Origin of the sequence: Streptomyces sp. NPDC051684 (genome assembly GCF_044453445.1) — a bacterium.
GTDB lineage: Bacteria > Actinomycetota > Actinomycetes > Streptomycetales > Streptomycetaceae > Streptomyces.
Map to the genome: position 1 here is coordinate 59,835 of NZ_JBITCS010000015.1, position 26,954 is coordinate 86,788.

The following is a 26,954-nucleotide window of genomic DNA, read 5'->3' on the forward strand; positions in this document are numbered from 1 at the left end:
GTACCCCCTGCGCAGGACCAGGCCACGAGGAGCTGCACCATGCGTCTGCCGCGCCGCACCGGCTTGTACCTCGTCGACGGGGCTCTGGCCGCCCTCGTCCTGTTCGCCGTGTCCCTGCAGTTCCTGTTCCCCGACGAGGGCGGCGATCCGCTGTCCTGGCAGGGCTTCCTGCTGGGCGCGGCCACGGCGGTGCCGCTGATCTGGCGGCGTCGCGCGCCGCTCACCTGCGCGGTCGCGATCTCCTGCGCCACCCCGGCGATGGCGCTCTACCACGCGCCGCCGCCCGACGTCGTGTACGGCGGACTCGTCCTGCTCTACACGCTCGCCGCGTACGCGGAGCCGGTGCCGCGCCGCGTCATGCTCGTCGGCTGGGTGATCGGCGCGTCGGCGACGATGTCCATGAAGGAGCACGCCGAACCCTTCGAGTACGCCTTCCACCTGCTCAGCCTCCTGAGCGCCTACGGGTTCGGGCTCCTCGCCCGCACCCAGCGCGCGTACACCACCGCCCTGGAGGAGCGCGCCCGCGCCCTGGAGCGGGAGCGGGAGATCGACCGGGCCCGCGTGGTGGCCGGCGAACGCGCCAGGATCGCCCGCGACATGCACGACGTGGTCGGCCACGCGGTCAGCCTGATGGTCGTCCAGGCCGAGGCGGGCCCCGTCGTGGTGCGCAGCAACCCCGCGCGCGCCGAGGCGGCGTTCGACGCGATAGCGGGCGCGGGCCGCGAGGCGATGCAGCAACTGCGCCTGATCCTGGGTGTGTTGACCGACACAGGGGACGGTGGAAGGGGCCTCGAAGGCCCCGTCCCCGTCCTCGCCCGCCTCCCGGACCTGATCCGCCAGGTGTCCGGGACGACCGAGGTCGCTGTCACCCTGCGCACCACGGGCCGCCCCCGCCCCATCGGCGCCGAAACGGAGACCGCCGCGTACCGGATCGTCCAGGAAGCACTGACCAACACCGTCAAGCACGCGTACGCTGCCCGGGCGGACGTACAACTCGACTGGGGAGAGGCGGAGTTGGCGATCACCGTGACCGACGACGGAACCGGCTCCGGCCCGCCCGGAACCGGTGCGGGGCGCGGACTCGTCGGCATCGAGGAGCGCGCCGCGGCCTGCGGCGGCAGCGCGCACAGCGGCCCGGGCCCGCGAGGCGGATTCCGGGTGAGTGCCCGACTGCCCGCGGCGGCCCGGCAGGCCGCCGAAGGGGCGCCATGAGCATCCGCGTCGTCGTCGCCGACGACCAGGAACTGGTGCGCAGCGGCTTCACGATGATCCTCGACGCGCAGCCCGACATCGAGGTGGTCGCCGAGGCGGCCGACGGCGCCGAGGCCGTCACCGCCGTGCGCCGGCACGCTCCGGACGTGCTCCTCCTCGACATCCGCATGCCGCACATGGACGGCATCGAAGCGGCCCGCCGCGTCTGCGAACAGTCCAGCTGCCGGGTCGTCATGCTGACGACGTTCGACCTCGACGAGTATGTCTACGAGGCGCTGTACGCGGGCGCGTCCGGCTTCCTGCTCAAGGACGTACGCCGCGACGACCTCGTGCACGCGGTCCGTGTCGTGGCGGCGGGCGACTCGCTGCTCGCCCCGTCCGTGACCCGCCGCCTCGTCGCCGACATCACGCGGCGCAGGCCCAAGTCCCCGCAGCTGCCCGCCCTTTCGGACCTCACGGCGCGCGAGACGGAAACCCTGCGCCACCTCGCCCGCGGCCTCACCAATGCGGAGATCGCCGCGACGCTCCACGTCAGCGAACACACGGTCAAGACCCACGTCAGCAACGTCCTGAGCAAGCTGCATCTGCGCGACCGGGTGCAGGCGGTCATCTGCGCGTACGAGTCGGGGTTGGTGGCGCCGGGCTGAGCGGCGTCGGACATCAGTCGCCCCGGGAGAACTAGTCGCCCTGCGACCAGGCGGCGATCGGCAGGGACAGGTAGACGCCGACGTCGTCGAGCCCCGTCGCGGCGTGGATGGCCTCGTGGAGCGCGTCCACGCGTTCCTGACGGTCGGCCTCCCTGGTGGCGGTCCATTTCGACTTGATCTCGACGACCACCGCCAGGCCGCTGCGGTCCAGCGGGCCCAACGGCCGGAAGCGGATCTCGACGTCCCCGGGCTGCAGGTCCCCGTCGTACGGCTCCTCGGGGCACTCCACGGCCACGGACACCAGATGCGGCAGCACGGAACCGAGTTCGCGCAGTTGGGGTTCGGGCCCGGTGGGCGCGTGGGTCACTTCGACGAGCGGCATCCTCGAAACCTAGACGGAGCCGTCCCCTTGATCAATTTCCGGCGGGTCTCCCTCAGCCGATCAACGTCCGCTTCGGGCGCACCACGCAGAACTCGTTGCCCTCGGGATCGGCCAGTACCGTCCACGATTCGTCGCCGCGCTGCCCCACGTCCACCGGGCGCGCGCCGAGTCCGATGAGCCGGTCGATCTCGGCGTCCCGGTCCCCGGCGGCGCAGGTCGCAGCGCCGCAGCCCACAACCGGGCGAGGGTGGTCAGGTCGTGGGTGCCGATGGCGATGTGGTGCAGCGAGAGGGGGCACGTGCGCCAGCGTGTCCGGCGTGCGCGATCCCTGTCACTCACCCGCTCGACCCATGCCCGCCGCCCCGCCCCCCTCCCACGCGCGAGCCGCGAACCGCCCGTCCCGGCGATCCGCCCAACCCGCCGCACGACGACGCTGACGGTGACCCATCGGAACCCTCCGAGGAGGCGCCGTGCTCAGCGCACTCGCCCGGGCGGCGACCCGCCGCCCCCGCACCGTGATCCTCACCTGGCTCGCCCTGATCGTGCTCGGGTTCGGGCTCGGCACCGGCGTCTTCGGCCGGCTCTCGGACTCGGTCCCCGACGTGCCGGGCACCGAGTCCGACCGCACCGCGGAACTCCTCGACGACATCGACCCGCGCGGCGAGTCCCTCAGCGCCGTCGTCGAGGCTCCGCGCGTCGCCGATCCGGCGCTGCGCGGGCGCGTCGAACAGGCCGTCACCGACCTGCGCCGCATCCCGGGCGTCGCCGCCGTCCCCGACCCGTACGCCACGCAGGGCCTGGCCTCCGACGACGGCCGCGCGCTCATCGTGCCCGTCACCCTCAAGGGCGGTCTCGACGACGACGCGGAGGACGGGACCGTCGACGCCGTCGCCGACCGGGTCAAGGAGATCGACGGCGCCGACGTCCATGTCAGCGGCGGCCCGCTGCTCGGCCACCAGCTCGGCGAGCGGGCCCAGGAGGACGTCCAGCGCGCCGAGTTGATATCGCTTCCCGTCGTGCTGGGGCTGCTCCTGCTGATTTTCGGCGGGCTGCGCGCGGCCGGCCTTCCGCTGCTGGTGGCGGTGAGCGGCGTGGCGGGCGCCTTCCTCGCCCTGTTCGGCTTCAGCCAGGTCACCGAGATCTCCGTGTACGTGATCCAGGTGACGACCATGCTGGGGCTCGGCCTCGCCGTGGACTACGCGCTGCTGATGGTGATGCGGTTCCGGGAGGAACGCCGAACGAGCGCGGACGTCACCGAGGCCGTGCACCGCACCGTCGAACGCGCGTGCCGCACCATCCTGTTCTCCGGGCTCACCGTCGCCGTCAGCCTCAGCGGGCTGCTCGTCTTCCCGAGCCCGTTCCTGCGCAGCATGGGCCTGGCCGTGGCCGCCGTCGTGGTCGTCGACATGCTCGCCGCGCTGACGCTGCTGCCCGCGCTGCTCACCTGGTTCGGCGCGCGCATCGCCCCGGCCAAGCCGCGCGCACCCGGCACGGAGGGCCGCGTCTTCGCCCGCCTCGCCCGGTTCGCCGCCCGCCGGCCCGTCGCCGTGACGACGGTGAGCGTCCTGGCCCTGCTCACGCTCGCGTTGCCGGTCGCGAACCTGCGCATCGACATCGGCGACGCCCGCCAACTCCCCGCCTCCACCGAGGCACGGCAGCTGTACGACACCGTGCAGGCGCACTACCCGGCGGGCGTCGGCGTCGACCCGATCGTCGTCGTGGCACGCCCCGGCACGGACCCCGCCTTCGCGACCCGCGTCAAGGCCCTGGACGGCGTCGCCTCGTCCGAGACGCAGACCCTCGACGACGGTACGCGTGTCCTGCACGTCACTCCGGCCGGCTCGGTCGACGGAGCAACGGCCACCCAACTCGTCGAACAGGTACGGGAGGTGCGTGGCGACAACCCGGTGACCGTGGCGGGTGTCGCCGCCCGGCTCGTCGACTTCCGGCAGATGCTCGCCGACCGCGCCCCCTGGGCCGTGCTCACCGTGCTCGCCGGCATCCTGGCCCTGCTCTTCGCGTTCACCGGATCGCTCCTGATCCCGCTGCGCACGGTCCTCACCACCCTGCTCAGCCTGGGCGCCGCGCTCGGCGTGGTGGTCCTCGTCTTCCAGGACGGGCACGCCGCGTCCTGGCTCGGGGGAGAGGGCCTCGGCGCGCTCAGCCTGACCGCGCCGCCGCTCATCGTCGCCATCGCCTTCGGGCTCGCCATGGACTACGAGCTGTTCATCCTCGCCCGGATGCGCGAGTCGTGGCGCGCGTCCGGCGACGCGCAGGAGGCGGTGGTGGCGGGGCTGCGGCGCTCGGGCCGCGTCGTGAGCTGCGCGGCACTGCTCCTCGCCGTCGTTTTCGGCGCCTTCATGACGGGCGGCTTCGCCCCCATCCTGGAGATCGGCCTCGGCCTCACCCTGGCGGTCGTCATCGACGCGACGATCGTACGGATGCTGCTCGTACCGGCGTCGATGGCGCTGCTGGGCAGGCGCGCGTGGTGGGCGCCGCGGGCGCTGCGCAGGCTGCACGGGAGGATCGGCCTGCGGGAGGAGGAAGCGTCCCCGGCGGAACGCTTGGCGGCGCCGCGCCAGTAGCGGCGCCGACGGTGGCGGGATCGCTGCGGCGGCGTCCCCGGCCGCTCCTGCCACGGCCGCCGGCACCTCCGACGCGGGCACGGGCCTTGCGGAGGCCCGCCCGCCCGCGCCGGGGCATGAGGGAGCCCCGTCGCGACGGGGGAGACACGGCGGGGCCCAATCAAGCGGGTGCCCCGATCCGGGGCGGGTATGCACGGTCGGTTCCGGCTCGGCGCCGACCACGAAGGCCCCGGACGCGTGGTCCGGGGCCCTCGTAGGTCAGGCGGTCGAGCGCGTCGTCAGACGACGGCGATCGACCGGCCCGCCCACTCGGGCGCGGGCTCCGTCAGCTCGGTGAAGCGGTCGCGGATCGCGGCCGGGAACTCGGCCGCCTTCCCCGCCTCCTGGTCGACGTGGATCGCGAGCAGCTCGGTGGTCGCCACCGGGGCCGCGTTCGGGGCGGGCTCGCCCGCCTCGTCGTCGACCACGAACATCTCGTGCGTGAAGCGCGCCTTCTTCGACGCCGCACCCAACACCCGCGTACGGATGGCGAGATGGGCGGCCTCGGGGACGTCACGCAGATAGCGGATGTGCGACTCGACCGTGTAGAGCGAGCAGTGGGTGGACTCCCGGTACGTCGAGTCCAGGCCCGTCTCGATCATCATGGCGTCCGTGGCGTGACCGAAGGCCAGCACGTAGAACGCCTCGCTCATGTGCCCGTTGTAGTCGATCCACTCGGGGCGCACGGTGCGGTGCAGAAGGGGCAGTGCGGTGGTTGCGGTACTCATCGCGGGTCCGCCTTCCCGTTACCGGCCCCGTTCAACCTGCCCGTCGCGCGCAGCACGTCGATGACGCCCTGGTCGCGCTCGGCGACGAGGTCGGCGATGGAACGCCCGTCCGCGGCGACGTCGCAGCCCGCGACCACGGAGTCGTACAGCTGCTTGTCGAGCTCCGGGGCCTCGAGGCGCGTCCACGGCGACTTCAGGGAGGGGCCGAAGTGGTCGAGCATGTGTGCCATGCCGCCCTCGCCGCCCGCGAGCGCGAACGTCAGCATCGGGCCCATGAAGGCCCAGCGCAGGCCGGGGCCCTCGGTGATCGAGTCGTCGATCTCCTTCACCGTGGCCTCGCCGTTGGCGACCATGTGCAGCGCCTCGCGCCACAGGGCCTCCTGCAGACGGTTGGCGATGAAGCCCGGCACCTCGCGGTCCATGGTGATGACCGACTTGCCCGCGACCTCGTAGAAGCGGGAGGCCCAGGCACTGGCGTCCGCGTCGGTCTTCTCGCCGCCGACGACCTCGACGAGCGGGATCAGGTACGGCGGGTTGAACGGGTGGCCGACGACCAGGCGCGCGGGGTTCGCGGCGGTGGTCTGCATGTCGGTCATCGGGTAGCCGGAGGTCGACGAGGCGATGACGACGCCCTCCGGGGCCGCCGCGTCCAGGCGGGCCAGCAGGTCGCGCTTGAGGTCGAGGTCCTCGGGGGCGCTCTCCTGCACGAACTCGGCGTCGGCGACGGCCTCTTCGAGGGTCGGGGCGACGGTGAGACGGTCGCGCGAGGCGCCGTCGGCGAGGCCCATCTCGGTGAGCGCGGGCCAGGCGGCGTCGACCAGGCGGCGCAGCTTCTGCTCGGCGTCGGGGGCGGGGTCCCAGGCCTTCACGTCGTAGCCGCGGGCGAGGAAGTGGGCGACCCAGCCGCCGCCGATGACGCCGGCTCCGACGCAGGCGACCCGGCGGACGTCCTCGGGAGCGGTGAGGGGGGAGGTCATGAGGGTGGTGTTGCCTTCCGGTGGTGCGGGTGTGGTGGGGGTGCGGGTGCGCGGGAGGTCAGGAGCGCGGCTTGAGGCCGAGCGTCGCGCGGGCCTCGTCCGGCGTCGCGACGCGCGAGCCGAGGGACTCCGTGATGGTCACGGCGCGCTCGACGAGCTGCGCGTTGGTCGCCTTGTTGCCCTTGCCGAGGTAGAGGTTGTCCTCCAGGCCGACGCGAGCGTGCCCGCCGAGCAGGATCGACTGCGCCACCCACGGCATCTGCATGCGGCCGAGCGCGAAGCTGGCGAACTGGGCGCCCTCCGGCAGCATGTTGACCATCGACTGCAGGACACCCGGGTCGGCCGGGGCGCCCCACGGGATGCCCATGCACAGCTGGAAGACGGTCGGATCGTCGAGCAGGCCCTCGGCGAGGAGCTGCTTGGCGAACCACAGCTGGCCGGTGTCGAAGATCTCCAACTCGGGCCGCACGCCCAGTTCCTGGATGCGCTTGGCGCCCTGGCGCAGCATGTCGGGCGTCGACACGTACAGGTTCGAGCCGTCGCCGAAGTTCAGCGAGCCGCAGTCGAGCGTGCAGATGTCGGGCAGCAGCTCCTCGACGTGCGGCAGCCGGTCGAGGCCGCTGACGAGGTCGGTGCCGGGCAGGTGGTTGAGCGGCTCGTTCGGGTCGATCACCAGGTCGCCGCCCATACCGGCGGTCAGGTTGATGACGACGTCGGTGCCGGTCTCCTTGATCCGCTCGACGACCTCGCGGTACAGCTTCGTGTCGCGCGAGGGGGCACCGGTCTCGGGGTCCCGTACGTGGATGTGCACGACGGCGGCACCCGCGTCGGCCGCCTCGACGGCGTTCTTGGCGATCTGCTCCGGAGTGACGGGCACGTGCGGGCTGCGCCGCACGGTGTCGCCTGCGCCGGTGAGAGCGGCGGTGATGATGACGTTTTCGTTGGGCATGGGGGGACCTCCCTGTATCTGGCCGCCTGCGGCGGGTGTGCAAATCAATCGGTCGGGCCGATCAAGCGGGTGGGCATTTCAAGCCCCTGCGGCGATTGAGCAGCGGGGTCCGGGGCGGAGACCCGAGTCGTCGGCTACGGGTTCGTGATCACGGTGTCGACGTAGGACAGCAGCGCAGCGTGCATCGCGTCGGCGGCCGACCCGAACGACTCCCGGCTCACCGAAAGGACCTGCGTGGCGAGCCCGTCGATCAGCGCGGTCAGCGCATACGCCGCTGCGGCGGGATCGAGCGACGACCGGAACACACCCTGCTCGACCCCCCGACGGAGGACGTCCGCCACGGTCTCCCGCCACTGCCGGTAGTACTCGGTGTGCAGCCGCCCCACCGTCGTGGAGCGCGCCGCCTCGGCCCACAGGTCGAGCCACACCTTCCACTGGCGCCGCTGCTGGTCGGTGCGCGGCGTCTGCAACTCGATGAGCTGGCGCAGCTCCGCCGCGGCGTCGTCCGCCTCCGCGAGGTGGGCGGCGCGGCGCGCCGTGTCCTCGTCCATGCACCAGCGCACCGCGGCCTCCAGGAGGTCGGCGCGGCCGGGGAAGTGGTAGTGGATCGCGGCGGTGCTGGTGGCGCAGGCGCGGGCGATGTCGGAGACCCGCACCGCATGGAAGCCGTGCTCGGCGACCAGGCGGACCGTCTCCTGGACGATCTGCAGCGGCCGCCCGCCCTCCACGGGAGCGGGCGCCTCGGCCTCGGCCTCCTGGGGGCGTGCGCCGAGCAGCCAGCCCGGGTCGACGCGTGCCTCGTCGGCGATCCGCGCCAGCTCGGCCACCGTGAACCGGCGGGTGCCGCTCAGCGAGCGGGAGAGCTTCGACGGGTCCATGACGATGCGGCGCGCGAACTCGCGCTGGCTGACACCGGCCGCCGTGATGACCTCACGGACGCGGGCGGCGGTGTCGGCAGGGGTTGCCTCGTTGCTGGATTCCACGGGGCAAGACCTTAACCGGGCGTTGAGAAGAACACAACACGCACGCTCTCGATCCCCGGAAAATGCTGGCTATTGAGCCTCTGACTTGCTCATCAGTCACCATCGCAATACGAGGGGTGGTGCCCGTCGGCCCCGAGGGTGGTGCGGCCCGCACCCGCGGGTTCCACCGAAGACTCCGCTGTGAATCGTGTCAACACCCTTGCCCGCAAGGGGAGTTGACCCCATAGGGTGCGGGCTCTACGTTCCCGCTGAGCACCAGGGCTCCCAGGGGGATACCCATGCGTTGCACGCGTCGCACACTCACCGCCGTCGCCGCCATGCTGCTGCTCGCCGCCACCGCCGCCTGTGGCTCGGACAGCCCGAAGTCCGATGCCACCGGCGAGGGCGGCATCACGAAGCTCAAGATCGGGATCATCCCGATCGTCGATGTCGCACCCCTGTATCTCGGGCAGAAGAAGGGCTTCTACAAGGAGCAGGGCCTCAGCCTGGCCATGACCATGGCGCAGGGCGGCGCGGCCATCGTGCCGGGCGTGGTCAGCGGCCAGTTCCAGTTCGGCTTCTCGAACTCCACCTCGCTGATGGTCGCCCAGTCCAAGGGTGTGCCCGTCGAGGGCGTCGTCAACGGCGTCGGCTCGACCGGCAAGCAGGGCGCGGACTTCGGCGCCGTGGTCGTGAACAAGGACAGCCCGATCAAGTCCGCCAAGGATCTTGAGGGCAAGAAGGTCGCCGTCAACACGCTCAAGAACATCAACGACACCACGGTCCGGGAGTCCGTCCGCAAGGACGGCGGCGACCCCTCCAAGGTGAAGTTCGTCGAGCTCGCCTTCGACCAGATGCCCGCCGCCCTCGACAAGGGGCAGGTCGACGCGGCGCAGGTCGTGGAGCCGGCCACCGCCACCGTCAAGGCGCAGGGCGGCCGCGTGATCGCCTCCAACTACGTCGACACGGCGCGCAAGCTGACCGTCGCGATGTACTTCTCGTCGAGTCAATACGTGGATCAACACCCCGACGTCGTCAAGAAGTTCAACGCCGCCACCCAGAAGTCCCTCACCTACGCCAACGGTCACCCCGAGGAAGCCCGGGACATCGTCCGCACGTACACGAAGATCCCGCAGGCGACCCTCGACAAGGTGACGCTCCCGGCCTGGCCCGCGCAGTGGAACCGCCCCTCGCTCGACACCCTCGCCAAGCTCGGCGACCGGGACGGCCTGTTCGCGAAGACCCCCGACCTGGACGCGCTGCTGCCGTGATCCCCGGCCTCCTGGGACTGCTCGCGTGCGCGGCACTGTGGGAGGCGGTGCCGCGCCTCGGCCTGGTCGACCCCGCCTTCCTGCCGCCCTTCACGACGACGTTGAACGCCCTGCGCGGCGAACTCACCGACGCCGCCTTCTGGGCGGCGCTCGGCGACACCCTCACCGGCTGGGCACTCGGCCTCGCCCTCGCCACCGCGGGCGGCGTGCTGACGGGCCTGGTCGTCGCCACGGTCCCGTACCTGCGCGCCCTGACCGCCTCGACCATCGAGTTCCTGCGCCCCATCCCGTCCGTGGCGCTCATCCCGCTCGCGATCCTCCTGTACGGCACGGAGCTGCGCTCGGTCCTGCTGCTCGTCGTCTACGCCGCGTTCTGGCAGGTCCTGGTGCAGGTGCTGTACGGGGTGCGGGACGTGGACCCGGTAGCCGAGGACACCGCGCGCGCCTTCGGCCTCGGCCCGTGGGCGCGCGTGCGGCACGTCGTGTGGCCGACGGCCCTGCCGTACGTGATGACGGGCGTACGGCTCGCCGCCGCGGTCGCGCTGATCCTCGCCATCACCGTCGAACTCGTCATCGGCGCACCGGGGTTGGGCCACCGGATCAACGTTGCGCAGAGTTCCCAGGCCGTCCCGGACATGTACGCGTTGATCCTCGTGACCGGCTGCCTCGGCGTATTGATCAACACTGGAGCGCGGTTCGTGGAACGCCGCGCCCTGTCCTGGCACCAGTCCGTACGGGCGGAGGCCCCCGCGTGAGCCGCGCCCTGCGCGCCCTGCGCGCCGCCGCGCTCGCCGTGGCCCTGCCGTGTGTCCTGATCGCGGTCTGGTGGTTCGCCTCCGACGCCAGCACCAGCTTCTACGCGCCGCCCCTGCGCACGATCCTGTCCCGCTTCGACGACACCTGGACCGCGGACCGGCTCCAGGACGACGTGCTGCCCAGCGTGCTGCGCCTGCTCGCTGGATACGCGGCCGCGGCCCTCGCGGGCGTGGCGCTCGGCGTCGTCATCGGCTCCTCGCGCCGCGCCCGCGCCGTGTGCGAGCCGGCCCTGGAGTTCCTGCGCGCGGTGCCGCCGCCGGTCCTCATCCCGGCCATCATGCTGTTCGCGGGCATCGGCGACACGATGAAGATCACCGTGATCGCCTCGGGCTGCGTCTGGCCGGTGCTGCTCAACACGGCCGCGGGCGTCCGCGCCGTGGACCCGGTAGCCGCCGAGACGGCCCGCTCGTACGGGATCGGGGGAGCGGCCCGGCTGCGGCACCTGGTGCTGCCCGCCGCGAGCCCGCAGATCTTCGCGGGCCTGCGCCAGGCCCTGTCCATCGGCGTCATCCTCATGGTCATCAGCGAGATGTACGCCTCCAGTAGCGGCCTTGGCTTCGCCGTCGTGGAGTTCCAACGCTCCTTCGCCGTACCGGAGATGTGGGCCGGGATCCTCGTACTCGGCCTGCTCGGGGTGGTGCTCGCGCTGCTGTTCCGGCTCGTCGAACGACGGGCGCTCGGCTGGTACCACGGGTCGCGCGGGGCGCGGCGGAAGGCGGGAGACGGTGGTGCTTGAGGTCACGGGACTGCGCAAGCTCTACGAGGGCTCGGGCCGGCAGGTGGAGGCGCTGCGCGATCTGACGTTCCACCTCGACACGGGCGAGCTGGTGTGCGTCGTCGGCCCCTCGGGCTGCGGCAAGACGACGCTCCTGAAATGCGTGGCCGGACTGCTGCGTCCGACGGAGGGCACGGTGAGCCTCGACGGCGCGCAGGTCACGGGCCCGCGCCCCGGCCTCGCCGTCGTCTTCCAGGAGTACGGGCGCAGCCTCTTCCCGTGGATGCGGATCGCGGAGAACGTCGAACTCCCGCTGCGGCAGCGCAAGTCGATCCCGAAATCGGAGCGCAGGGCGCGCGTGGCCGACTCGCTCGCGGCGGTCGGCCTCGCGGGCGTCCACCGCGCCTACCCCTGGGAGCTGTCCGGCGGCATGCAGCAACGCGTCGCCATCGCCCGCGCGTTGGCGTACGAACCGGAGGTGCTCCTGATGGACGAGCCCTTCGCGGCCGTCGACGCCCAGACCCGCGCGGACCTGGAGGACTTGGTGCGCGGGCTGTGGCGGGAGCGCGCGATGACGGTCCTGTTCGTCACGCACGACATCGACGAGGCGGTGTACCTGGGGGAGCGGGTGCTGGTCCTGAGCGCGTCGCCGACCGTGGTCCTGGAGGACGTGCCCGTCGAACTGCCGGTCCAGCGCGACCAGTTGACGACCCGGGCGGACGTGCGGTTCACGGAGCTGCGCAGCCGCGTCCTCGAACTGATCCGGGCGGGCCGTGGAGTGGGCGCGGGCGATGAGCCCTAGGGGCAGATCGCACAGGATAAGAGGTAACCCGCGGTTACGCTCCAGCGGGTGCTGCCGGGTTCCCCGCCCCACCCTCGGATGCCTTACCGTGTGGCCGTGGACAGTCAGGGTGAGCGGGCGGTTCGGCTGCCCCTGACCGGGGCCGCGGTCCTCGCCGCAGTATCGGGCGGGGCGGGCGCGTGGGCGTACGCGCGCAGCGGCGCGTCCGCGGGCGATCTCGTGCGGGACCTCGCGGTCGGCTGGGCGTACGCGGTCGCCGGCATCCTCGCCTGGCGGCGCAGGCCCGCCAACCACACCGGACGCCTGATGGTGCTCGAGGGCATCACCTGGTTCCTCGGCAACCTCCAGGGCACCGCGGTGCCCGCGCTCTTCGCCTTCGGCGCCTGGTGGGAGGCGCTGAACATGGCGGTCCTCCTGCACCTCATCCTGTCGTTCCCCGAAGGCCGCCTCACGACCGTCCTCACGCGCCGCCTCGTCCAGGTCACGTACGGGCTCGTCGCCATCGGCGGATTCGTGCGCACGCTCCTGTTCGACCCGGCGGCCCAGACCGGGGCGACGTACCTGGACTGCCGGGAGTGCGGGCCGAACCTGCTGCACGTGCCCGCCTGGGACGGCCTCTTCGGCCCGTTCGACGCGGCCTACCACGCGTCCGGCTGGGTGATCTCGGCGATCGCCGCCGTCGCGATCGTGCAGCGCTGGCGCAACGCGTCCGCTGCCCGCAGGCGCGCCCTGCTGCCCGCCTGGATCGGCATCGGCGTCGCCATCGTGTTCCTCATGTGGGACATGCTGTTCTACGTGGTGCCGTGGTTCGGCGGCGTCGGCTCGCTCGCCGAACAGGCCGTCTACCTGCTGTCCGACCTCGCCCAGGTCGCCGTCCCTTTCGCCTTCCTCGCGGGCCTGCTGCGCATGCGCCTGCAGCGCGCCGAGGTCAGCGGGCTCGTCATCGACATCGGCACCGACTCCGACCCGGCGCGCCTTCGCGAGGCGCTGGTGCGCGTCCTAGGCGACCCGACGCTGCGGCTCGGCCTGTGGGACGAGCGGCGTGGCGGGTACGTCGACGGCTCGGGCCGGGAGGTCGGCGCGGGCGGCTCGGGCCGCACCCAGGTCGCCGCCGGGGACGGCCGCCCGCTCGCCCTGCTGCGCCACGACCCGGCGCTCGACGAGGACCCCGAACTCCTGCAGTCCGTGGCGGCCGCCCTGCGGCTCGCCCTGGAGAACGTCTGGCTGCGCACGCGCGCGAAGGACGTCGCCACCCGCATCGTGCAGGCCGCGGACGCCGAGCGCGGCCGCCTGGAGCGCGATCTGCACGACGGCGCGCAGACCCGCCTGGTCTTCGCCCTGATGTCCGTGCGCCGCGTCCAGAAGGGCCTGGCGGACCACCCCGACCAGGCGCTGCGCGAGGCCGCCGACGAGGCGGAGACCAGCGTGCGGCACGCCATCGACGAACTGCGCGGCATCGCGCACGGTATCCATCCCGCCGTCCTGACTCGCGAAGGACTCGCCGCGGCGCTCAGCGAGCTGGCCGAGGAGGCCACCGTGCCGGTCGTCGTGGCGGCCGAGTCCCGCCGCTACGACCCGCTCGTGGAGTCCACCGCGTACTTCACCGTCTGCGAGGCCCTCACCAACGCGACCAAGCACGCCGGGGCGCGGGCCGTCAGCGTCTCAGCCCGGCACCACGACGGACGGCTCGTGGTGGAGACGGTGGACGACGGCGTCGGCGGCGTCGACCTCGCGAACGGCACCGGCCTGCGCGGTCTCGCCGACCGGCTCGCCGCCGTCGACGGCGTACTGCACATCGACAGCCCCGCAGGGGGCGGAACCAGAATCAGGGCGGAGCTGCCGTGCGGGTGATCGTCGCCGAGGACTCGGCGCTCCTTCGGCTGGGGATCGTACGGCTGCTGACCGACGAGGGCGTGGAGGTGGTCGCCGAGTGCGCGGACACCGGGCCGCTACTCGCCCTGGTCGCCGAGCACACCCCGGACGCCGTGCTGCTCGACATTCGTATGCCGCCCACCCATACCGACGAGGGCCTGGTCGCGGCGGCCGCTGTGCGCACGGCACACCCCGACGTCGGTGTGCTGCTGCTGTCCCAGTACGTGGAGACGACCGCGAGCGTGCGCGCGCTCGCCCAGCGGCCCGAGGGCTTCGGCTATCTCCTCAAGGATCGCGTCGCCGACGCCGAGGAGCTGAGCGGGGCGCTGAAGCGGGTGGCCGCGGGGGAGACGGTCGTCGACCCGATGGTCGTGGCCCGCCTGATGGACATGCCGCGCCCGCGGGGGCCGCTGGACGACCTGACCGGCCGGGAGCGCGATGTGCTCGCGCTGATGGCCGAGGGGCGTTCCAACGAGGCCATCGCCAACAAGCTGGTCATCGGCGGCAAGACGGTCGAGACCCACGTCCGCAACGTCTTCGCCAAGCTGAGCCTGGAGTCCGACCCCGCCGAGCACCGTCGCGTGATGGCGGTGCTGCGCTTCCTGCGCGGCTGACCCCGCGCCTGCCACCTCATGGGTGGAAGAGATTCCGGCTACCCGCTCCGTCGGACGACGCGCCACCCCCGTAGCTCCCCCGTGCTCCCCTGTACGTCGTCCGCGGAGCGGTGCCGGATCTCCACAGTAGGCGGGCCGACCGGGGTGGACATCAGGGCCAGCCCTGAGATCCGGAAGTGACCCAGGGCACATACCGCCTGGTAGGGGTGCGGGCGTAGAGTCCCATCAGGAGGCAAAACTAGCGTCGCTAATTAACTGCTACGGCACCCTCCTGACCTGGTCCACCGCCGCACCAGCAGTCAGTAGTACGGAACGGAGCGCTACCGATGGCCACCCTCTCGCTTGCCGCGATCCTCGCCGACAACGCCCGCCGGCACCCCGACAAGACGGCCCTCGTCGCGGGCGAACTGCGCAGCACCTTCGCCGAGCTGTGGCTCCAGGTCCGCAAGCAGGCCGCCGCCCTCGCCGACCTCGGCGTCCGCCCGGGCGACAAGATCGCACTGATGGCGCCCAACACCGCCGAGTTCCCGCACGCCTACTACGCGGCCATCGCGGCCGGCGCCGCTGTCGTCCCCGTCCATCTGCTCCTGTCGGAGTCCGAGGTCGAGCACGTCCTCAAGGACAGCGGTTCGACGCTCCTGCTGTGCCACCCGGCGCAGGCCGCGACCGGGGAGGCGGCCGCCACGGCGGTCGGTATCCGCACCGTCGTGCTCGGCGCGGACGGCGAGCTGGACAAGCTCACGGACGCCGCCGAACCCATCACCACGTACGCCACCCGCGACGCCGACGACGCGGCCGTCGTCTTCTACACGAGTGGCACCACCGGAGTCCCCAAGGGCGCCGTGCTCAGCCACCTCAACCTCGTGATGAACGCGACCGTCGAGGCCTTCGACTGCAACGAGTACAGCCCCGACGACATCGTCCTCGGCGCCCTGCCGCTCTTCCACGCCTTCGGCCAGACCGCTTCCATGCACGCCACGTGGCGCGCCGGCAAGACGCTCGTCCTGATGCCGCGCTTCGACGCGGCCAAGGCCGTCGAGCTGATGGTCCGCGAGGGTGTCACCGTCTTCCAGGGTGTGCCCACCATGTACGTGCATCTGCTCGCGGCGGCCGAACAGGCGGACACGTTGCCGAAATTGAGGGTAGCCGTCTCCGGCGGCGCCTCGCTGCCCGTCGCGGTCCTCGAACGCTTCCAGGAGCTGTTCGGCGCCCCCGTCCACGAGGGCTACGGACTGAGCGAGACCTCGCCCGTCGCCGCCGTCAACCAGCCCTGGTACGGCGCGAAGGCGGGCACCATCGGCCACTCCATCTGGGGCGTCGACGTCGAGGTCGCCCGCGCCGAACTCGACGACCGCATCGAACTGCTGCCCACCGGCGAGCTCGGCGAGATCGTCGTGCGCGGCCACTGCGTCTTCTCCGGCTACCTCGGCCGCCCCGAACAGACCGCGGAGGCCCTCGTCGACGGCTGGTTCCGCACCGGCGACCTCGGCACCAAGGACGAGGAGGGCTACCTGCGCATCGTCGACCGCAAGAAGGACGTCATCATCCGCGGCGGCTACAACGTCTACCCGCGCGAGGTCGAGGAGGTGCTGATGCGCCACCCCGGCATCGAGCACGTCGCCGTCATCGGCCTGCCCGACGAGGTGCACGGCGAGGAGGTCTGCGCGGTCGTCGTCGCCAAGCCGGACGCCTCCCTGGACGCCGCCGAACTCACCGCGTGGTCCAAGGAGAACCTCGGCAAGCACAAGTACCCGCGCCGCGTGGAGTTCACCGACCAGCTGCCCCTCGGCCCGAGCATGAAGGTCCTCAAGCGGGAGCTGCGGGAGACGTACGCGGGTTGAGGCGTACGGGAGTCGGGACCCCGCGGCACCTGCCGCGGGGCGGCGGAACGTAACCCGTATCACCATGTGGCGCCCCTGACGCCCGACAGGTAGTTGCGTCTAGCATCTGTCCTCGCCATGCACGACATATTCGGGATCACCCCCTGGGAGTTCTCCGCTCTGGCCGCCGCGGCCATGGTGGTGGGGTTCTCCAAGACCGCTGTCAGCGGCGCCAATACGGTCAGCCTCGCGGTCTTCGCCGCGATCCTGCCCGCCCGCGCCTCCACCGGAGTGCTGCTTCCCATCCTGATCTGCGGCGACATCCTCGCCGTGCTCACCTACCGGCGGCACGCCCACTGGCCCACCCTGTGGCGCCTGTTCCCGGCCGTCGGCGCGGGCGTGGTCCTCGGCACCGTCTTCCTCGGCTTCGCGGGCGACGGGGCCGTACGGATGTCGATCGGCGTGATCCTGCTCGTCATGGCGGGGGTGACGCTCTGGCGCCGCAAGCAGGCAGCAGCCGACGCCGACGCCGACACCGAGTCGACGCCGACCCGCGCGGCCCGCGTCAAGGCGGGCTCGTACGGGGTGCTCGGCGGCTTCACCACCATGGTCGCCAACGCGGGCGGCCCGGTGATGTCCATGTACCTGCTGTCGGCCGGCTTCAAGAAGCTCGGCTTCCTGGGCACCTCCGCGTGGTTCTTCCTCATCGTGAACTCCGCGAAGGTGCCGTTCAGCGTCGGCCTCGGCCTCATCGACGGACGCTCGCTGCTCCTGGACGCGGCGCTCGCGGTGTTCGTCATTCCAGGCGCCATCGTCGGCAAGGCGTGCGTGAACCGCATCAACCAGCGACTCTTCGAGCAACTCGTCATCGCGGCGACGGTCCTCGGCGGCCTCCAACTCCTGCTGAACTGACGGCGCACCGCCCGACGCCCGACTACATGGGGACGAGGGCGCGCTCCGAGCCCGGCCCGCTCGTCGAACCGGTCGCCATGTCCTCGGCCAACAGCCGCTTGGCGATCGAGTCGACCGCGACGCGCAGCTCCGCGTCCGCGGGGCGGCCGACATCGGCCTCGACCTTCGCGCTCAGCCAGTCGCCCCAGGCGTTGTTGATGACCTGAGACTCCCGGTGCCCCGCCTCCGTGTGGGAGAAGTACGAGCCCGTACGCGTCAGATAGCCCTCGTCGACCATCCGCTGGAACACCGGCACCAGCACCTCCGGCGGCAGCCTGCGGCGCGCCGCGATCATACCGAGGCTCGCGTGGCCGACCATCCGCGTGAAGAAGTCCACCTGCATCACGGCCCACGCGCCCGCGACGTCGAGGCGCGTCTCGGATTTCTCCAGGATCCGCCGCGCGGTGTTGAGGTCCGTTTCCTTCACCAGGTTCGCCACGGCCCGCTCAAGGACGTGCGCCGAGTCGCCGGAGGACGGCTGCGCGAAGCCCTCGCCCATGTCCGCGGAGCCCGCGCGCGCGGTGTCGCGCAACTCCACCTGCTTGAGGAACAGCGCCACCAGGAACCCGATGACCGCCACCGGCACCGTGCACAGGAACACCGTGTGCAGCGAATCCGCGTACCCGTTGACGATCGGCTCGCGGGCCGCCTCCGGCAGGCCGTGCAGTCCCTGCGGGCTCTGCGCGGCCTTGGCGAGGGCCTCCGGCGCGATGCCCGTCCCGGCCCGCGCCGCCTCCGCCACGCCCTGCTTCAGGTTCGGCTCCAGGCTGTTGGCGTAGATCGTGCCGAACACGGCGGTGCCGAACGAGCTGCCCAGCGTGCGGAAGAACGTGACACCGGAGGTCGCCGTGCCCAACTCGGCGTACTCGACGGTGTTCTGCACGGCGATGGTCAACACCTGCATGCACAGACCAATGCCAAGACCAAGCACAAACATGTACACGGACTCAAGCCACGCACTGGTCGAACTATCCATCAAGGACAGCAGATACAGGCCGAGCGCCATCACCAGGGCGCCCACGATCGGGAAGATCCGGTACTTCCCGGTCTTGCTGACCACGTTGCCGGAGAAGATGGACGCGATCAACAGACCGATCACCATCGGCAACGTGCGTACACCCGAGATGGTGGCCGAGTCCCCGTCCACGTACTGCAGATACGTCGGCAGGAACGTCATCGCGCCGAGCATCGCGAAGCCCACGATGAAGCTGAGGATCGAGCAGACCGTGAACACCGGATTGCGGAACAGATGCATCGGCAGCATCGGTTGCTTGGCCCGCGTCTCCACCCAGCAGAACAGCCCGAGCGCGACGAGGCCGCCGATGAAGAGCCCGATGATGACGCTCGAGCCCCACGCGTACTCGTTGCCGCCCCAACTGGTCGCCAGAATCAGGGCGCTCGCCCCGACTGCGACGAGCGCGATGCCGATGTAGTCGATGATCGGCTTCGCCGCCGACTTCACCACCGGAATCGTCCGGGCGGCGGCGATGACCACGACGATCGCGATCGGTACGTTGACGTAGAACGCCCAGCGCCACGTCAGGTGGTCCGTGAACAGCCCGCCGAGCAGCGGCCCAATGACGGTCGAGACACCGAACACGGCGCCGATCGCGCCCTGGTACTTACCGCGCTCGCGCAGCGGGATGACATCCGCGATGAGCGCCATCGCCGTGACCATGAGACCGCCGGCGCCGATGCCCTGAAGCGCCCGCCAGGCGATGAGGAGCGACATGTTCGTGGACAGCCCGCACAGGAACGAGCCGGTGATGAAGATGACCGCCGACAGCTGGAAGACGATCTTGCGCCCGAACATGTCGCCGAACTTGCCGACGAGGACCGTGGCGACGGTCTCCGCGAGCAGATAGGCCGTCACGACCCACGACATGTGCGCCGCGCCGCCCAGGTCCGAGACGATCGTCGGAAGCGCCGTACCGACGATCGTCTGGTCCAGGGCGGCCAGCAGCATGCCGAGCATGATCGTCCCGAAGACGACATTGCGGCGGCGTCTGTCGAGGACCGGGGGAGCCGTCTCGGCGGCCGGGGGCAGGGCTGCTTCTTCGGTGGTCGTCACTCTCGCAGGGTCACATCGGGGTCCGGACGGCGCATGTGGGTGGGGGCCGGATCGGTGACGTGCGGGTTTGGCGTGTCGGACGGGGTCGTACGCGCCTGGCGGCCCGGGTCAGGTGAGGCGTGGTGTGCCGAGGCGACCGTGGTGTCAGGTGAGGCGTGGCGCCGCGGCGGCCGCGTCCACGGGCTCGGTGGTCCGCTCGACCTCGTCGGCCAGCACACGCGCCCAGTCCACCAGCGCCGCCGTGTCGACGCCCGCCGGAGCGACGCCCTGCCACGCCGCGATGCCCTCCGCGCCCCGGCGCAGCAGCCGGGCGCCCCCGGTTGCGTTGCCGCGCGCCGCGTGCGTGAGGCCCACGGCGGTCTGCGCGAGCGCCCGCCACAGCCCGCTCTCGCTCTCGGGCCCGGACTTCCACGCGTCCTCGAAGACTTCGTGCGCGTGGAACGGCCGCCCGGCGTCGAGCAGCGCCTGCGCCTCCGCGACGCTCTGTGCGGCGGTCCGCACGACCCCCTCCGGCTGCCGCTCGACGCCGGGCGTGCCGTAGGGGAGCGGCCGTCCGAGCCCGTCACGGGGCCGGGCATTGCGGGCCCGTCCCTCCTGGTCACGGTCCCGGTCACCGTTGCGCGAAGTGCTCATGCCCCGATTCTCGCGCAGCCGCCCGCGGGCCCGCAGATCCGGTTTCAAACCACCCCTGAGCTTGGGGTATTGTTCTTCTTGTCGCCGCCGGAGGGCCGGACAACACCGGGCCGAAGGCAGTGGACATCGGGACGTGGCGCAGCTTGGTAGCGCACTTGACTGGGGGTCAAGGGGTCGCAGGTTCAAATCCTGTCGTCCCGACAAGTTCGAACGATCGAACGTCGCAGGCGAAGGGCCGTTTTCGAACGGCCCTTTTTCTGTTGCTCCCACGCCCCCAGTGGGAGCGCGGCGAGTGGGAGCGGGCTCCCACTGTCCCCTTGTCTGTTTGCTCCCACTCGGGCCGCTGCGCACATATTCGGTTCCTTGCGCGTACGTTCACACCCGTGTCCGGTTTGTGACCCGTGGCTCCCCGTCGTATGGGTGCTCTTTCGGTTATGGGCTTCCGCTCTTGGCGCGTCCGGACATCAGGCGGTCGGCGAGATGATGGATGCGGGGGCACATGCGGGTTTCCTGCCTGGGGTGGGGGCCGGTGCGGGCGCCACTCCGTCGAGCCGCCTGGCGTCGGGGGAGCAGCGTGCGAGGAGCGTGGTGTTGTTGGCGTTGTCACGGAGCTTGCGCTGCTTGTCCGTGCTGGCGTCGTGAGATCTGTCGTTCCATGTCCGGTAGGGAGAAGCGATTGGAGACAGAGTCGCGGCGGCACTGACACGATCGGCACCGGATCCGTAGGTTGCGCCCGCCGTCGAGGCCGAATTGGGAAGGTGACAATTCCTGGTCGCTTTGAACTCGACGTATTCCCATAAGCGTCGAGTTTCCGCCGGGCGTGCGATCCGTACGAACGTGTCGCTTCACTGCGCTCGACGGCCACGCTCCTGCCCGGACTGACCGGCTTCGCCCGCGGGCTCACCGGCGACCTCGACGCCGTCACCGCCGGGCTCACGCTCCGCTGGAGCTCCGGCGGCACGGCGGACGCCGTGAATCGCATTAAAAAGATCAAAAGGCAGCTATTTGGTCGGGCCGAGTTCGATTTACTCAGGAAGATGATCCTGCTTCAGTGACCGACGGTGACGGCTCCCCGTGATCGCTGCCAGAGCCCGGTTCGGAGCGTCCCGGGCAGCCTTCGATGCCGACGGCGACGGATGTACGGACCTCGTGGTCGGAGCCCCGTACGAGGGGACGTCACCAAGGACGGCGCCGATCTGCACGACGCCGGCGCCGTCCACGTGATCCACGGCATGCCGACCGGGATCGGCGCCGGGTCCACGATCGACAGTTGTCCCCAGGTCACGGCGTCGGAGGGCGATTCCGCGAGCCCGTCACCGACGCCTTCCGTGTCAGCCACGGCCGGCACGGACGCGGGCGATACGGTGACCCCGCCGGACGGCGCCCAAGTCGCCGACGTGGCAGTGGACATCGCCGCGGACAGTGTCACCCTCACCCCCGGCGCCGATCCCCTCCAGGGCAAGGACACGGTCTACGCGGTCTGCATCGATCCGGTCCACGACACGGCCAACCGCACCAGCTGGGCGATGGTCTCCTCGTACCACTCCGGCTCTTCCTCTTCCTTCTGGAAGTTCGACGACGACGAGGGTGCGGGCCGCTGCCCGGAACGACCAGCCGCACTCAAGGACGCGATCACTTCGCAGTCGCCGACCAATCCGGCCGTCATTGCGGCCTGCCATGGACGCCCTGACGATGACGCCGGGCGGTGTGTGCGCGTACGGGAACGCCGCCGAACACTGCGTTGCGCAGGCCCCGAAGTTGAAGGCCGTCATCAGGGGCCTCGACCACGGTGACACCGGGGTGGGTCGTCACGCAGGTCAGTTCTCGAGCTGGTCGCGCTCAGCGCCGGTCGCCGTCCTTACGGAGCCCGGCACCTGGCCTCCCTCGATCTCCTCCAGCGTGCGGCTCCCCGTTTCCGGGATCATGAAGCGGGACCAGAGGAAACCCAGGACGCCCATGGCCGCGAAGAGGCCGAAGACCGTGGGGGCGCCGGCCTCCAGCAGGGACGGGAAGACCTGGCTGACGACCACGCTCGCCAACTCGGTCATGAAGGTGGCGACGCCCATCGCGAGGCCGCGCACCGCCAGCGGGAACATCTCGCCGAGCACGATCCACACGATGCCGCCCCAGCTCAGTGCGAACGCGATCTGGAAGAGTGCCAGACCGGCGACGGCGAGGTATCCGGAGCCGCCCGAGACCTTGCCGTCGTGGGCGCCCAGGTAGACCAGGGCGAGGATCAGCATGCTCGCCGCCATCGCCAGCGCACCCCACATCAACGGGCGACGCCGGCCCACCCGGTCGACGAGCAGATACGCCATGGCGAGGGTGGCGACGAGGCCGAGGGCGGACAGGCCGACGTTGGCGGTGACCGCGGCGCGGTCGCTGTAGCCGATGCCCTTGAGGACGCTCGGGGCGTAGTACGTGATGGCGTTGATGCCGATCAGCTGTTGCAGGATGCCCAGGACCGAGCCGGTCAGCAGTAGACGCAGCATCGGACGCGAGCCGAACAGCGCCGCTCTCGCCTCGCGTCCGGTCGGCGCCCGCCCGCCCCGGCTCACCGCGTGGATGTCCGCGATCTCGCGCCGCGCCTCGTCCGGCGTGCGGGAGCCTTCGAGTACGGCCAGTGCTTCCGCCTCCCGGCCGTGCTCCACCAGCCAGCGCGGGCTCTCCGGCAGCCGCAGCGAGCCGATGAGCATGACGACGGCTGGGATCACTCCCAGGCCGAACATCCAGCGCCAGCCCTCCGTCGGCGTGAAGGCGAGGCCGATCAGGCTGGCGGCCAGCACCCCGACCGTGATCATCACCTGGAACAGGCCGGTGAACGAGCCGCGCCGCAGCGCCGGTGAGATCTCGCTCAGGTAGACCGGGATCATCGCCGTGGCGATGCCCACGGCGATGCCGAGTAGGACGCGCGAGGCGATGAGCACGGCCGCGTTCGGGGTCAAGGCGGCGATGAGGATGCCGACGATGTAGAACGCGGCACCGAGCGCGAGCATGGCCCGCCGCCCGAACCGGTCGGCGAGCGGGCCCGCGCCCAGCGAACCGAAGAGCGAGCCGATCAGGGCCGAGCTGACGACCCAGCCGGTGAGCTGCGGCGACAGGTCGAGGGCGGGCTTGGCAAAGAGCAACGCGGAGGAGACGACGCCCAGTTCGTACCCCCGGATGCCGCCGCCGAGCGAGCCCAGGACGTAGCTGCCCCGGCCGATGACCGGTGGCGTGGTGGTGGCCGTGCGGGATGCGGGCACGGGGTGCGCCCCTTTCCGCGCTTGCGCGCACTGGAGTGTGGGGCCGGGGCGGCGGTGCCCCGGCCCCACCGGGTCAGAAGTTGGCGGTCCGCTCGGGCAGCGGGTCGACGGTGAAGGCCATCCGGTCGGCGAGCCGGATCAGCAACTGGGCCTTGACGCCCGCGTGGCCGGGGTCGTCCCACAGGTTGGTGTGCTCGCCCGGGTCGGCGGACAGGTCGTACAGCTCGCCCGTGTCCAGGCCGTGGACGGCGACCAGCTTGTGGTCCGCGGTGCGCAGCATGGTGGCCTGCGGCGCGGGATCCGGGTGCCACGGCATGGCGTTGTAGTACTCGCAGTACACGTCCTTGCGCGGCGGGGCCTCGCCCTGACCGGTCAACAGCGGCCACAGGGAACGGCCTTGCATGCCGGGATCGCGCGGCAGGCCCGCCGCCTCCAGCAGCGTCGGCGCCAGGTCGACCAGCTCGACGAGCCCGCCCTCGCGGCGCCCGCCGGAGACCTGCCCGGGGCAGGAGACGATCAGCGGGACGCGCACGGCCTCTTCGTAGAAGTACGGGCCCTTGAGGTAGATGCCGTGGTCGCCGAGCATCTCGCCGTGGTCGGTGGAGAACACGACGATGGTGTTCTCCCGCTGTCCGGTGCGCTCCAACGCCTCGAGCATGCGGCCGACCTGCACGTCGATGAGGTCGCACATCGCCCAGTACGCGGCCCGGATCAGCCGGTGGTCCCGGTCGGTCATCGCGGGGTACGCGAAGTCCTCGTTGCCGCCGTAGGCGCCTTCGTGGTCGGTGCGTTGAAAGACTGGCTTGTTGGCCAGTTCGCCCGGTACGTAGTCGGGCAGCGGGATCTCGGCGAGGCGGTCGAGGTAGCGCTGCAGGTACTCCTGAGGAGGGTCGAAGGGGTGGTGCGGGTCGAAGATGTTCACCGAGAACAGCCAGGGGTTGTCGAAGTCCTCGTGGGCCTCGATGAAGTCGACGGCCTTGGTGGCACACCAGGTCGTCTGGTGGTCCTCCTCGGCCATGCCCTGCATCACGTACTTCGAGTCGTCCAGGAAGGGTGTCTCGTACGTCTTTCCGCGCTCGCGCAGCCAGTGCGCGTACTCGTTGGTCGGCCAGTCCGGGTCGGGATGGTGCGACCAGTGGAACTCGGAGTAGCCGTCCGCCACCCGTGGTTCGGTGCCGGGCGAGACCGACCAGTGCGCGGCGGACAGGTGCAGCTTCCCGGCGAGACCGCACACGTACCCGGACTCGGCGAGGGTACGGGTGACCAGCACTTCGTGGCCGGGCAGCGACTGGCCGTTCTGGCGCGCTCCGGTGGTCCTGGGGTAGCGGCCGGTGAGGAAACTGGCCCGGGACGGTGTGCACACGGGGCTCTGGGTGTACGCGCGGTCGAACACCATGCCCTCGGCGGCGAGCGCGTCCAGGTGCGGCGTGTGCGTCCAGGTGTTGCCCGCCGAGCCGAGTGTGTCCCACCGCTGCTGGTCGGTGCAGATCCACAGGATGTTGGGCCTTGAGGTCATGCCGGTGGTGCTCCTTGGGTTGTTCTACGGTGCGTTCGTGCGGGCGGGTCAGCGCAGTCGGCGGGCCGTGGCCACCACGGACCGGTTGGCGGCGATCACGCGGTCTCGATCGGAGGGTTTGAAGACCCGGCGGTCGTAGCTGTAGAGGCCGTTGACCTGCAGCTCGGCGTCCTCGAACAGGTTGTAGTTGGCGCCGCTGAGCCCTTCGTCGCGGATGAAGCCGACGAGGTCGCGCATGGCCGCGACGTAGCGTTCGGTCAGCTCGGCGGCCCCGGCGACGTCCTGGTTGGGGTCACTGTGGCCGGGCACGTACTCGTGCCCCTGAGGCGGATAGGCGTAGGCGCCGAACTCGCCGATGACGGCCGCCCGCCCCTGGCCCGGCTTCGGCGCCGGGCCGGTGACACCACGGAGGTTGTGCAGGTCGGCGACCTGGCCGCCGCCCTCCTCGTAGTCGGCGACGTTCGTGCCGCTCATCTCGTTGACCACACGCGTCGGGTCCCACTCCCGTACCTGGGCGGCGACGCGGGCGAGGTCGTAGGCGCCCCAGCCCTCGTTGAACGGGATCCACATCACGATGGAGGTGAAGGCGCTCAACTGCCGTACGACCCGGCTCAGTTCACGCTCGAACCGCTCCTTGCCCGCGGCCGGCGGCTGGGACGGCTCCGTCTGGGTCGGGGGCTGTCGTCCGGTCGCCGTGCTGGGCATGTCCTGCCACACGAGCACGCCGAGCCGGTCGGCCCAGTGGTACCAGCGGTCGGGCTCGGTCTTCACATGCTTGCGGATGGTGGTGAAGCCCAGCTTCTTCGCCTCCTCGACGTCGAAGCGCAGCGCGTCGTCGGTGGCGGCGGTGTAGAGACCGTCGGGCCAGTAGCCCTGTTGCAGGCAGCTGACTTGGGGCAGGAACTCTCCGTTGAGGGTGAGGCGCGGGGCGCCCGCGACCTCCTCGACGCCGACGGTGCGCATGCCGAAGGGGTGGCTGACGCGGTCGCCGCCCGAGCCGCCCGCGACGCGCACGTCGAGCCGGTAGAGGAAGGGATCATCCGGCGTCCACAGCCTCAACGGCTCTACTGGAACCGTCAGTTGGTCGCCCGTACGCCCGTGCACCGTGGCCACCGCCCGGCCCTCGTGATGCAGCGTCAGCTCCACCTCGGCCCGGTCGTCGCCCGCGACGTCGACGGTCACCGTCGCGGTGCGCGCGTCGATGTCCGGGACCACGGACAGCCCTTGGACGTACGCCGCGGGCACCGGCTCCAGCCACACCGGCTGCCAGATACCGGAGACCGGCGAGTAGTACAGGGAGCTGTGGCGCGACTCGGGGTCGAGCGCGGACAGGCGCTGCTTGCCGAGGGGCTGCACGCCGTCGTCGGTCGGGTCGTCGACGACGACCACGAGTTCCTGCTCGGCGGGTGCGCCGTGGTCGCCGTGGTCGAGGGCGTCCGTGACGTCGACGGTGAAGCGGTCGTAGGCCCCCTCGTGCACACCCAACGAGCGGCCGTTGACGAGGACTTCGGCGCGGTGGTCGACGCCGTCCAGGTGCAGCAGCAGGCGGTGGTCGGTGTCGCGTCCGGGGCCGACGCCCCAGCCGGGCGGGACCGTGAAGCGGCGCTGGTAGAACATCCGCGGCTCGTGCCGCATGATCCCCGACAGGGCCGATTCGACCGGGTACGGGACGAGGATCCGCTCGTCGAGTTCGCGGCCGGGGTGGGGGCGTTCCCCCGGCTCCGCGGCCGCGAACTGCCACACACCATTGAGGCTCAGCCAGTGCTCGCGCCGCAGTTGGGGGCGCGGGTACTCGGTGCGGGCGCTGTGCGGCGACACATCGGCGGTCCACGGTGTGGTCAGGCGCGGCGTCTTGGGCTGCCACCCGTGCTCCTGGGGCTGGGGTGGACCGCCGTCCGGGCCGGCCCCCGGGCCAGGCCCCGCGTCCTCGCCCGGAGCCGTCGGTGTCGCGGCGGCCGTCCCCGGCACACCCACGGCCGCCAGGGCCCCGAGGCTCGCCGCCGCGGCGGCGCCGCGCAGGAACGAAGCCCTGCTGATCTCGTCACGGTGCATGTCGTCTCCTCGTCGGGATCGCCGTGACGGTCACCGTAGAAGGAGACCTTGCAACGTTACAAGACTTGCGGTGCAAGAGATTGTGGACTTCTGTT

At 71.2% G+C, this 26,954-nt stretch carries 24 protein-coding genes and 1 tRNA gene; 14 read left to right on the forward strand and 11 right to left on the reverse strand.

Annotated elements, in window-relative coordinates; genetic code table 11:
- The first annotated feature begins 39 nt into the window (after positions 1 to 39).
- Both ACIA8D_RS19450 and ACIA8D_RS19455 read left to right on the forward strand, forming a co-directional pair.
- Positions 40 to 1,212 (forward strand): sensor histidine kinase, encoded by a 1,173-nt coding sequence (locus ACIA8D_RS19450; protein WP_399233682.1) that lies wholly within the window; start codon positions 40 to 42, stop codon positions 1,210 to 1,212.
- Positions 1,209 to 1,859: a response regulator gene (locus ACIA8D_RS19455; RefSeq protein WP_399233684.1), complete on the forward strand. Its 651-nt coding sequence runs from the start codon at positions 1,209 to 1,211 to the stop codon at positions 1,857 to 1,859. Before ACIA8D_RS19450 ends, ACIA8D_RS19455 begins: the two co-directional genes overlap by 4 nt.
- Positions 1,860 to 1,890: 31 nt before the next feature.
- On the opposite strand, the gene ACIA8D_RS19460 is transcribed toward ACIA8D_RS19455, so the two are convergent.
- Positions 1,891 to 2,241, reverse strand: a complete 351-nt coding sequence (locus ACIA8D_RS19460) for a hypothetical protein (RefSeq protein WP_399233687.1) — start codon at positions 2,239 to 2,241, stop codon at positions 1,891 to 1,893.
- 52 nt (positions 2,242 to 2,293) lie between these two features.
- Positions 2,294 to 2,476, reverse strand: coding sequence for a VOC family protein (locus ACIA8D_RS19465; RefSeq protein ID WP_399233689.1), 183 nt, complete (start codon positions 2,474 to 2,476; stop codon positions 2,294 to 2,296).
- 235 nt (positions 2,477 to 2,711) lie between these two features.
- Here ACIA8D_RS19465 and ACIA8D_RS19470 point away from each other — a divergent pair, with 235 nt between their 5' ends.
- The gene (locus tag ACIA8D_RS19470; protein ID WP_399233691.1) at positions 2,712 to 4,826 is read left to right on the forward strand and encodes an MMPL family transporter; all 2,115 of its coding nucleotides are present in this window, start codon (positions 2,712 to 2,714) and stop codon (positions 4,824 to 4,826) included.
- Between the two features lie 278 nt (positions 4,827 to 5,104).
- Here ACIA8D_RS19470 and ACIA8D_RS19475 read toward each other — a convergent pair whose 3' ends face one another.
- The 4 genes from ACIA8D_RS19475 to ACIA8D_RS19490 form a co-directional block, all read right to left on the reverse strand.
- Positions 5,105 to 5,593: a thioesterase family protein gene (locus ACIA8D_RS19475; protein WP_399233692.1), complete on the reverse strand. Its 489-nt coding sequence runs from the start codon at positions 5,591 to 5,593 to the stop codon at positions 5,105 to 5,107.
- Positions 5,590 to 6,570 carry a 3-hydroxyacyl-CoA dehydrogenase NAD-binding domain-containing protein gene (locus ACIA8D_RS19480; protein ID WP_399233694.1) on the reverse strand — a complete coding sequence of 327 codons (981 nt, stop codon included), beginning with the start codon at positions 6,568 to 6,570 and terminating at the stop codon, positions 5,590 to 5,592. Before ACIA8D_RS19480 ends, ACIA8D_RS19475 begins: the two co-directional genes overlap by 4 nt.
- 58 nt (positions 6,571 to 6,628) lie before the next feature.
- On the reverse strand, positions 6,629 to 7,519 hold the full coding sequence (locus ACIA8D_RS19485) for a 3-keto-5-aminohexanoate cleavage protein (RefSeq protein WP_399233695.1): 891 nt from the start codon (positions 7,517 to 7,519) through the stop codon (positions 6,629 to 6,631).
- Between the two features lie 134 nt (positions 7,520 to 7,653).
- Positions 7,654 to 8,502, reverse strand: a complete 849-nt coding sequence (locus ACIA8D_RS19490; protein WP_399233697.1) for a TetR family transcriptional regulator C-terminal domain-containing protein — start codon at positions 8,500 to 8,502, stop codon at positions 7,654 to 7,656.
- Between the two features lie 278 nt (positions 8,503 to 8,780).
- Between ACIA8D_RS19490 and ACIA8D_RS19495 the strand changes: the two genes are divergently transcribed.
- The 8 genes from ACIA8D_RS19495 (at position 8,781) to ACIA8D_RS19530 (ending at position 17,303) form a co-directional block, all read left to right on the forward strand.
- A complete protein-coding gene (locus tag ACIA8D_RS19495; RefSeq protein WP_399233698.1) occupies positions 8,781 to 9,752 on the forward strand; it encodes an ABC transporter substrate-binding protein in 972 nt (323 codons plus the stop codon).
- On the forward strand, positions 9,752 to 10,507 hold the full coding sequence (locus tag ACIA8D_RS19500; RefSeq protein WP_399233922.1) for an ABC transporter permease: 756 nt from the start codon (positions 9,752 to 9,754) through the stop codon (positions 10,505 to 10,507). The genes ACIA8D_RS19495 and ACIA8D_RS19500 overlap by 1 nt, the downstream gene beginning before the upstream one ends.
- A complete protein-coding gene (locus ACIA8D_RS19505) occupies positions 10,504 to 11,304 on the forward strand; it encodes an ABC transporter permease (protein ID WP_399233700.1) in 801 nt (266 codons plus the stop codon). The genes ACIA8D_RS19500 and ACIA8D_RS19505 overlap by 4 nt, the downstream gene beginning before the upstream one ends.
- Positions 11,297 to 12,085 carry an ABC transporter ATP-binding protein gene (locus ACIA8D_RS19510; RefSeq protein ID WP_399233702.1) on the forward strand — a complete coding sequence of 263 codons (789 nt, stop codon included), beginning with the start codon at positions 11,297 to 11,299 and terminating at the stop codon, positions 12,083 to 12,085. The genes ACIA8D_RS19505 and ACIA8D_RS19510 overlap by 8 nt, the downstream gene beginning before the upstream one ends.
- Positions 12,086 to 12,181: 96 nt before the next feature.
- On the forward strand, positions 12,182 to 13,936 hold the full coding sequence (locus tag ACIA8D_RS19515; RefSeq protein ID WP_399233704.1) for a histidine kinase: 1,755 nt from the start codon (positions 12,182 to 12,184) through the stop codon (positions 13,934 to 13,936).
- Positions 13,933 to 14,571, forward strand: coding sequence for a LuxR C-terminal-related transcriptional regulator (locus tag ACIA8D_RS19520; RefSeq protein WP_399233924.1), 639 nt, complete (start codon positions 13,933 to 13,935; stop codon positions 14,569 to 14,571). Before ACIA8D_RS19515 ends, ACIA8D_RS19520 begins: the two co-directional genes overlap by 4 nt.
- A gap of 326 nt (positions 14,572 to 14,897) precedes the next feature.
- On the forward strand, positions 14,898 to 16,412 hold the full coding sequence (locus ACIA8D_RS19525; protein WP_399233706.1) for a long-chain fatty acid--CoA ligase: 1,515 nt from the start codon (positions 14,898 to 14,900) through the stop codon (positions 16,410 to 16,412).
- A gap of 117 nt (positions 16,413 to 16,529) precedes the next feature.
- Positions 16,530 to 17,303, forward strand: coding sequence for a sulfite exporter TauE/SafE family protein (locus tag ACIA8D_RS19530; protein ID WP_399233707.1), 774 nt, complete (start codon positions 16,530 to 16,532; stop codon positions 17,301 to 17,303).
- 22 nt (positions 17,304 to 17,325) lie between these two features.
- Here ACIA8D_RS19530 and ACIA8D_RS19535 read toward each other — a convergent pair whose 3' ends face one another.
- Complete coding sequence (locus ACIA8D_RS19535; RefSeq protein ID WP_399233709.1) at positions 17,326 to 19,413, reverse strand: MDR family MFS transporter; 2,088 nt, start codon at positions 19,411 to 19,413, stop codon at positions 17,326 to 17,328.
- A 144-nt stretch (positions 19,414 to 19,557) separates the two neighbouring features.
- Complete coding sequence (locus ACIA8D_RS19540) at positions 19,558 to 20,046, reverse strand: DUF309 domain-containing protein (protein ID WP_399233710.1); 489 nt, start codon at positions 20,044 to 20,046, stop codon at positions 19,558 to 19,560.
- Between the two features lie 127 nt (positions 20,047 to 20,173).
- On the opposite strand from ACIA8D_RS19540, the gene ACIA8D_RS19545 reads away from it, so the two are divergent.
- From ACIA8D_RS19545 to ACIA8D_RS19555, 3 genes are all read left to right on the forward strand, one after another.
- A tRNA-Pro gene (locus tag ACIA8D_RS19545) sits at positions 20,174 to 20,247 on the forward strand.
- 873 nt (positions 20,248 to 21,120) lie between these two features.
- Positions 21,121 to 21,270 carry an integrin alpha gene (locus ACIA8D_RS19550; RefSeq protein ID WP_399233711.1) on the forward strand — a complete coding sequence of 50 codons (150 nt, stop codon included), beginning with the start codon at positions 21,121 to 21,123 and terminating at the stop codon, positions 21,268 to 21,270.
- 104 nt (positions 21,271 to 21,374) lie between these two features.
- Positions 21,375 to 21,839: a hypothetical protein gene (locus tag ACIA8D_RS19555; RefSeq protein WP_399233713.1), complete on the forward strand. Its 465-nt coding sequence runs from the start codon at positions 21,375 to 21,377 to the stop codon at positions 21,837 to 21,839.
- Positions 21,840 to 21,863: 24 nt separating this feature from the next.
- Here the strand turns inward: ACIA8D_RS19555 and ACIA8D_RS19560 are convergent, their stop codons facing one another.
- The 3 genes from ACIA8D_RS19560 to ACIA8D_RS19570 form a co-directional block, all read right to left on the reverse strand.
- Complete coding sequence (locus ACIA8D_RS19560) at positions 21,864 to 23,291, reverse strand: sugar porter family MFS transporter (protein ID WP_399233714.1); 1,428 nt, start codon at positions 23,289 to 23,291, stop codon at positions 21,864 to 21,866.
- A 73-nt stretch (positions 23,292 to 23,364) separates the two neighbouring features.
- Complete coding sequence (locus ACIA8D_RS19565) at positions 23,365 to 24,807, reverse strand: sulfatase (RefSeq protein ID WP_399233716.1); 1,443 nt, start codon at positions 24,805 to 24,807, stop codon at positions 23,365 to 23,367.
- Between the two features lie 48 nt (positions 24,808 to 24,855).
- Positions 24,856 to 26,859, reverse strand: coding sequence for a glycoside hydrolase family 2 protein (locus tag ACIA8D_RS19570; protein WP_399233717.1), 2,004 nt, complete (start codon positions 26,857 to 26,859; stop codon positions 24,856 to 24,858).
- Positions 26,860 to 26,954 lie beyond the last annotated feature (95 nt).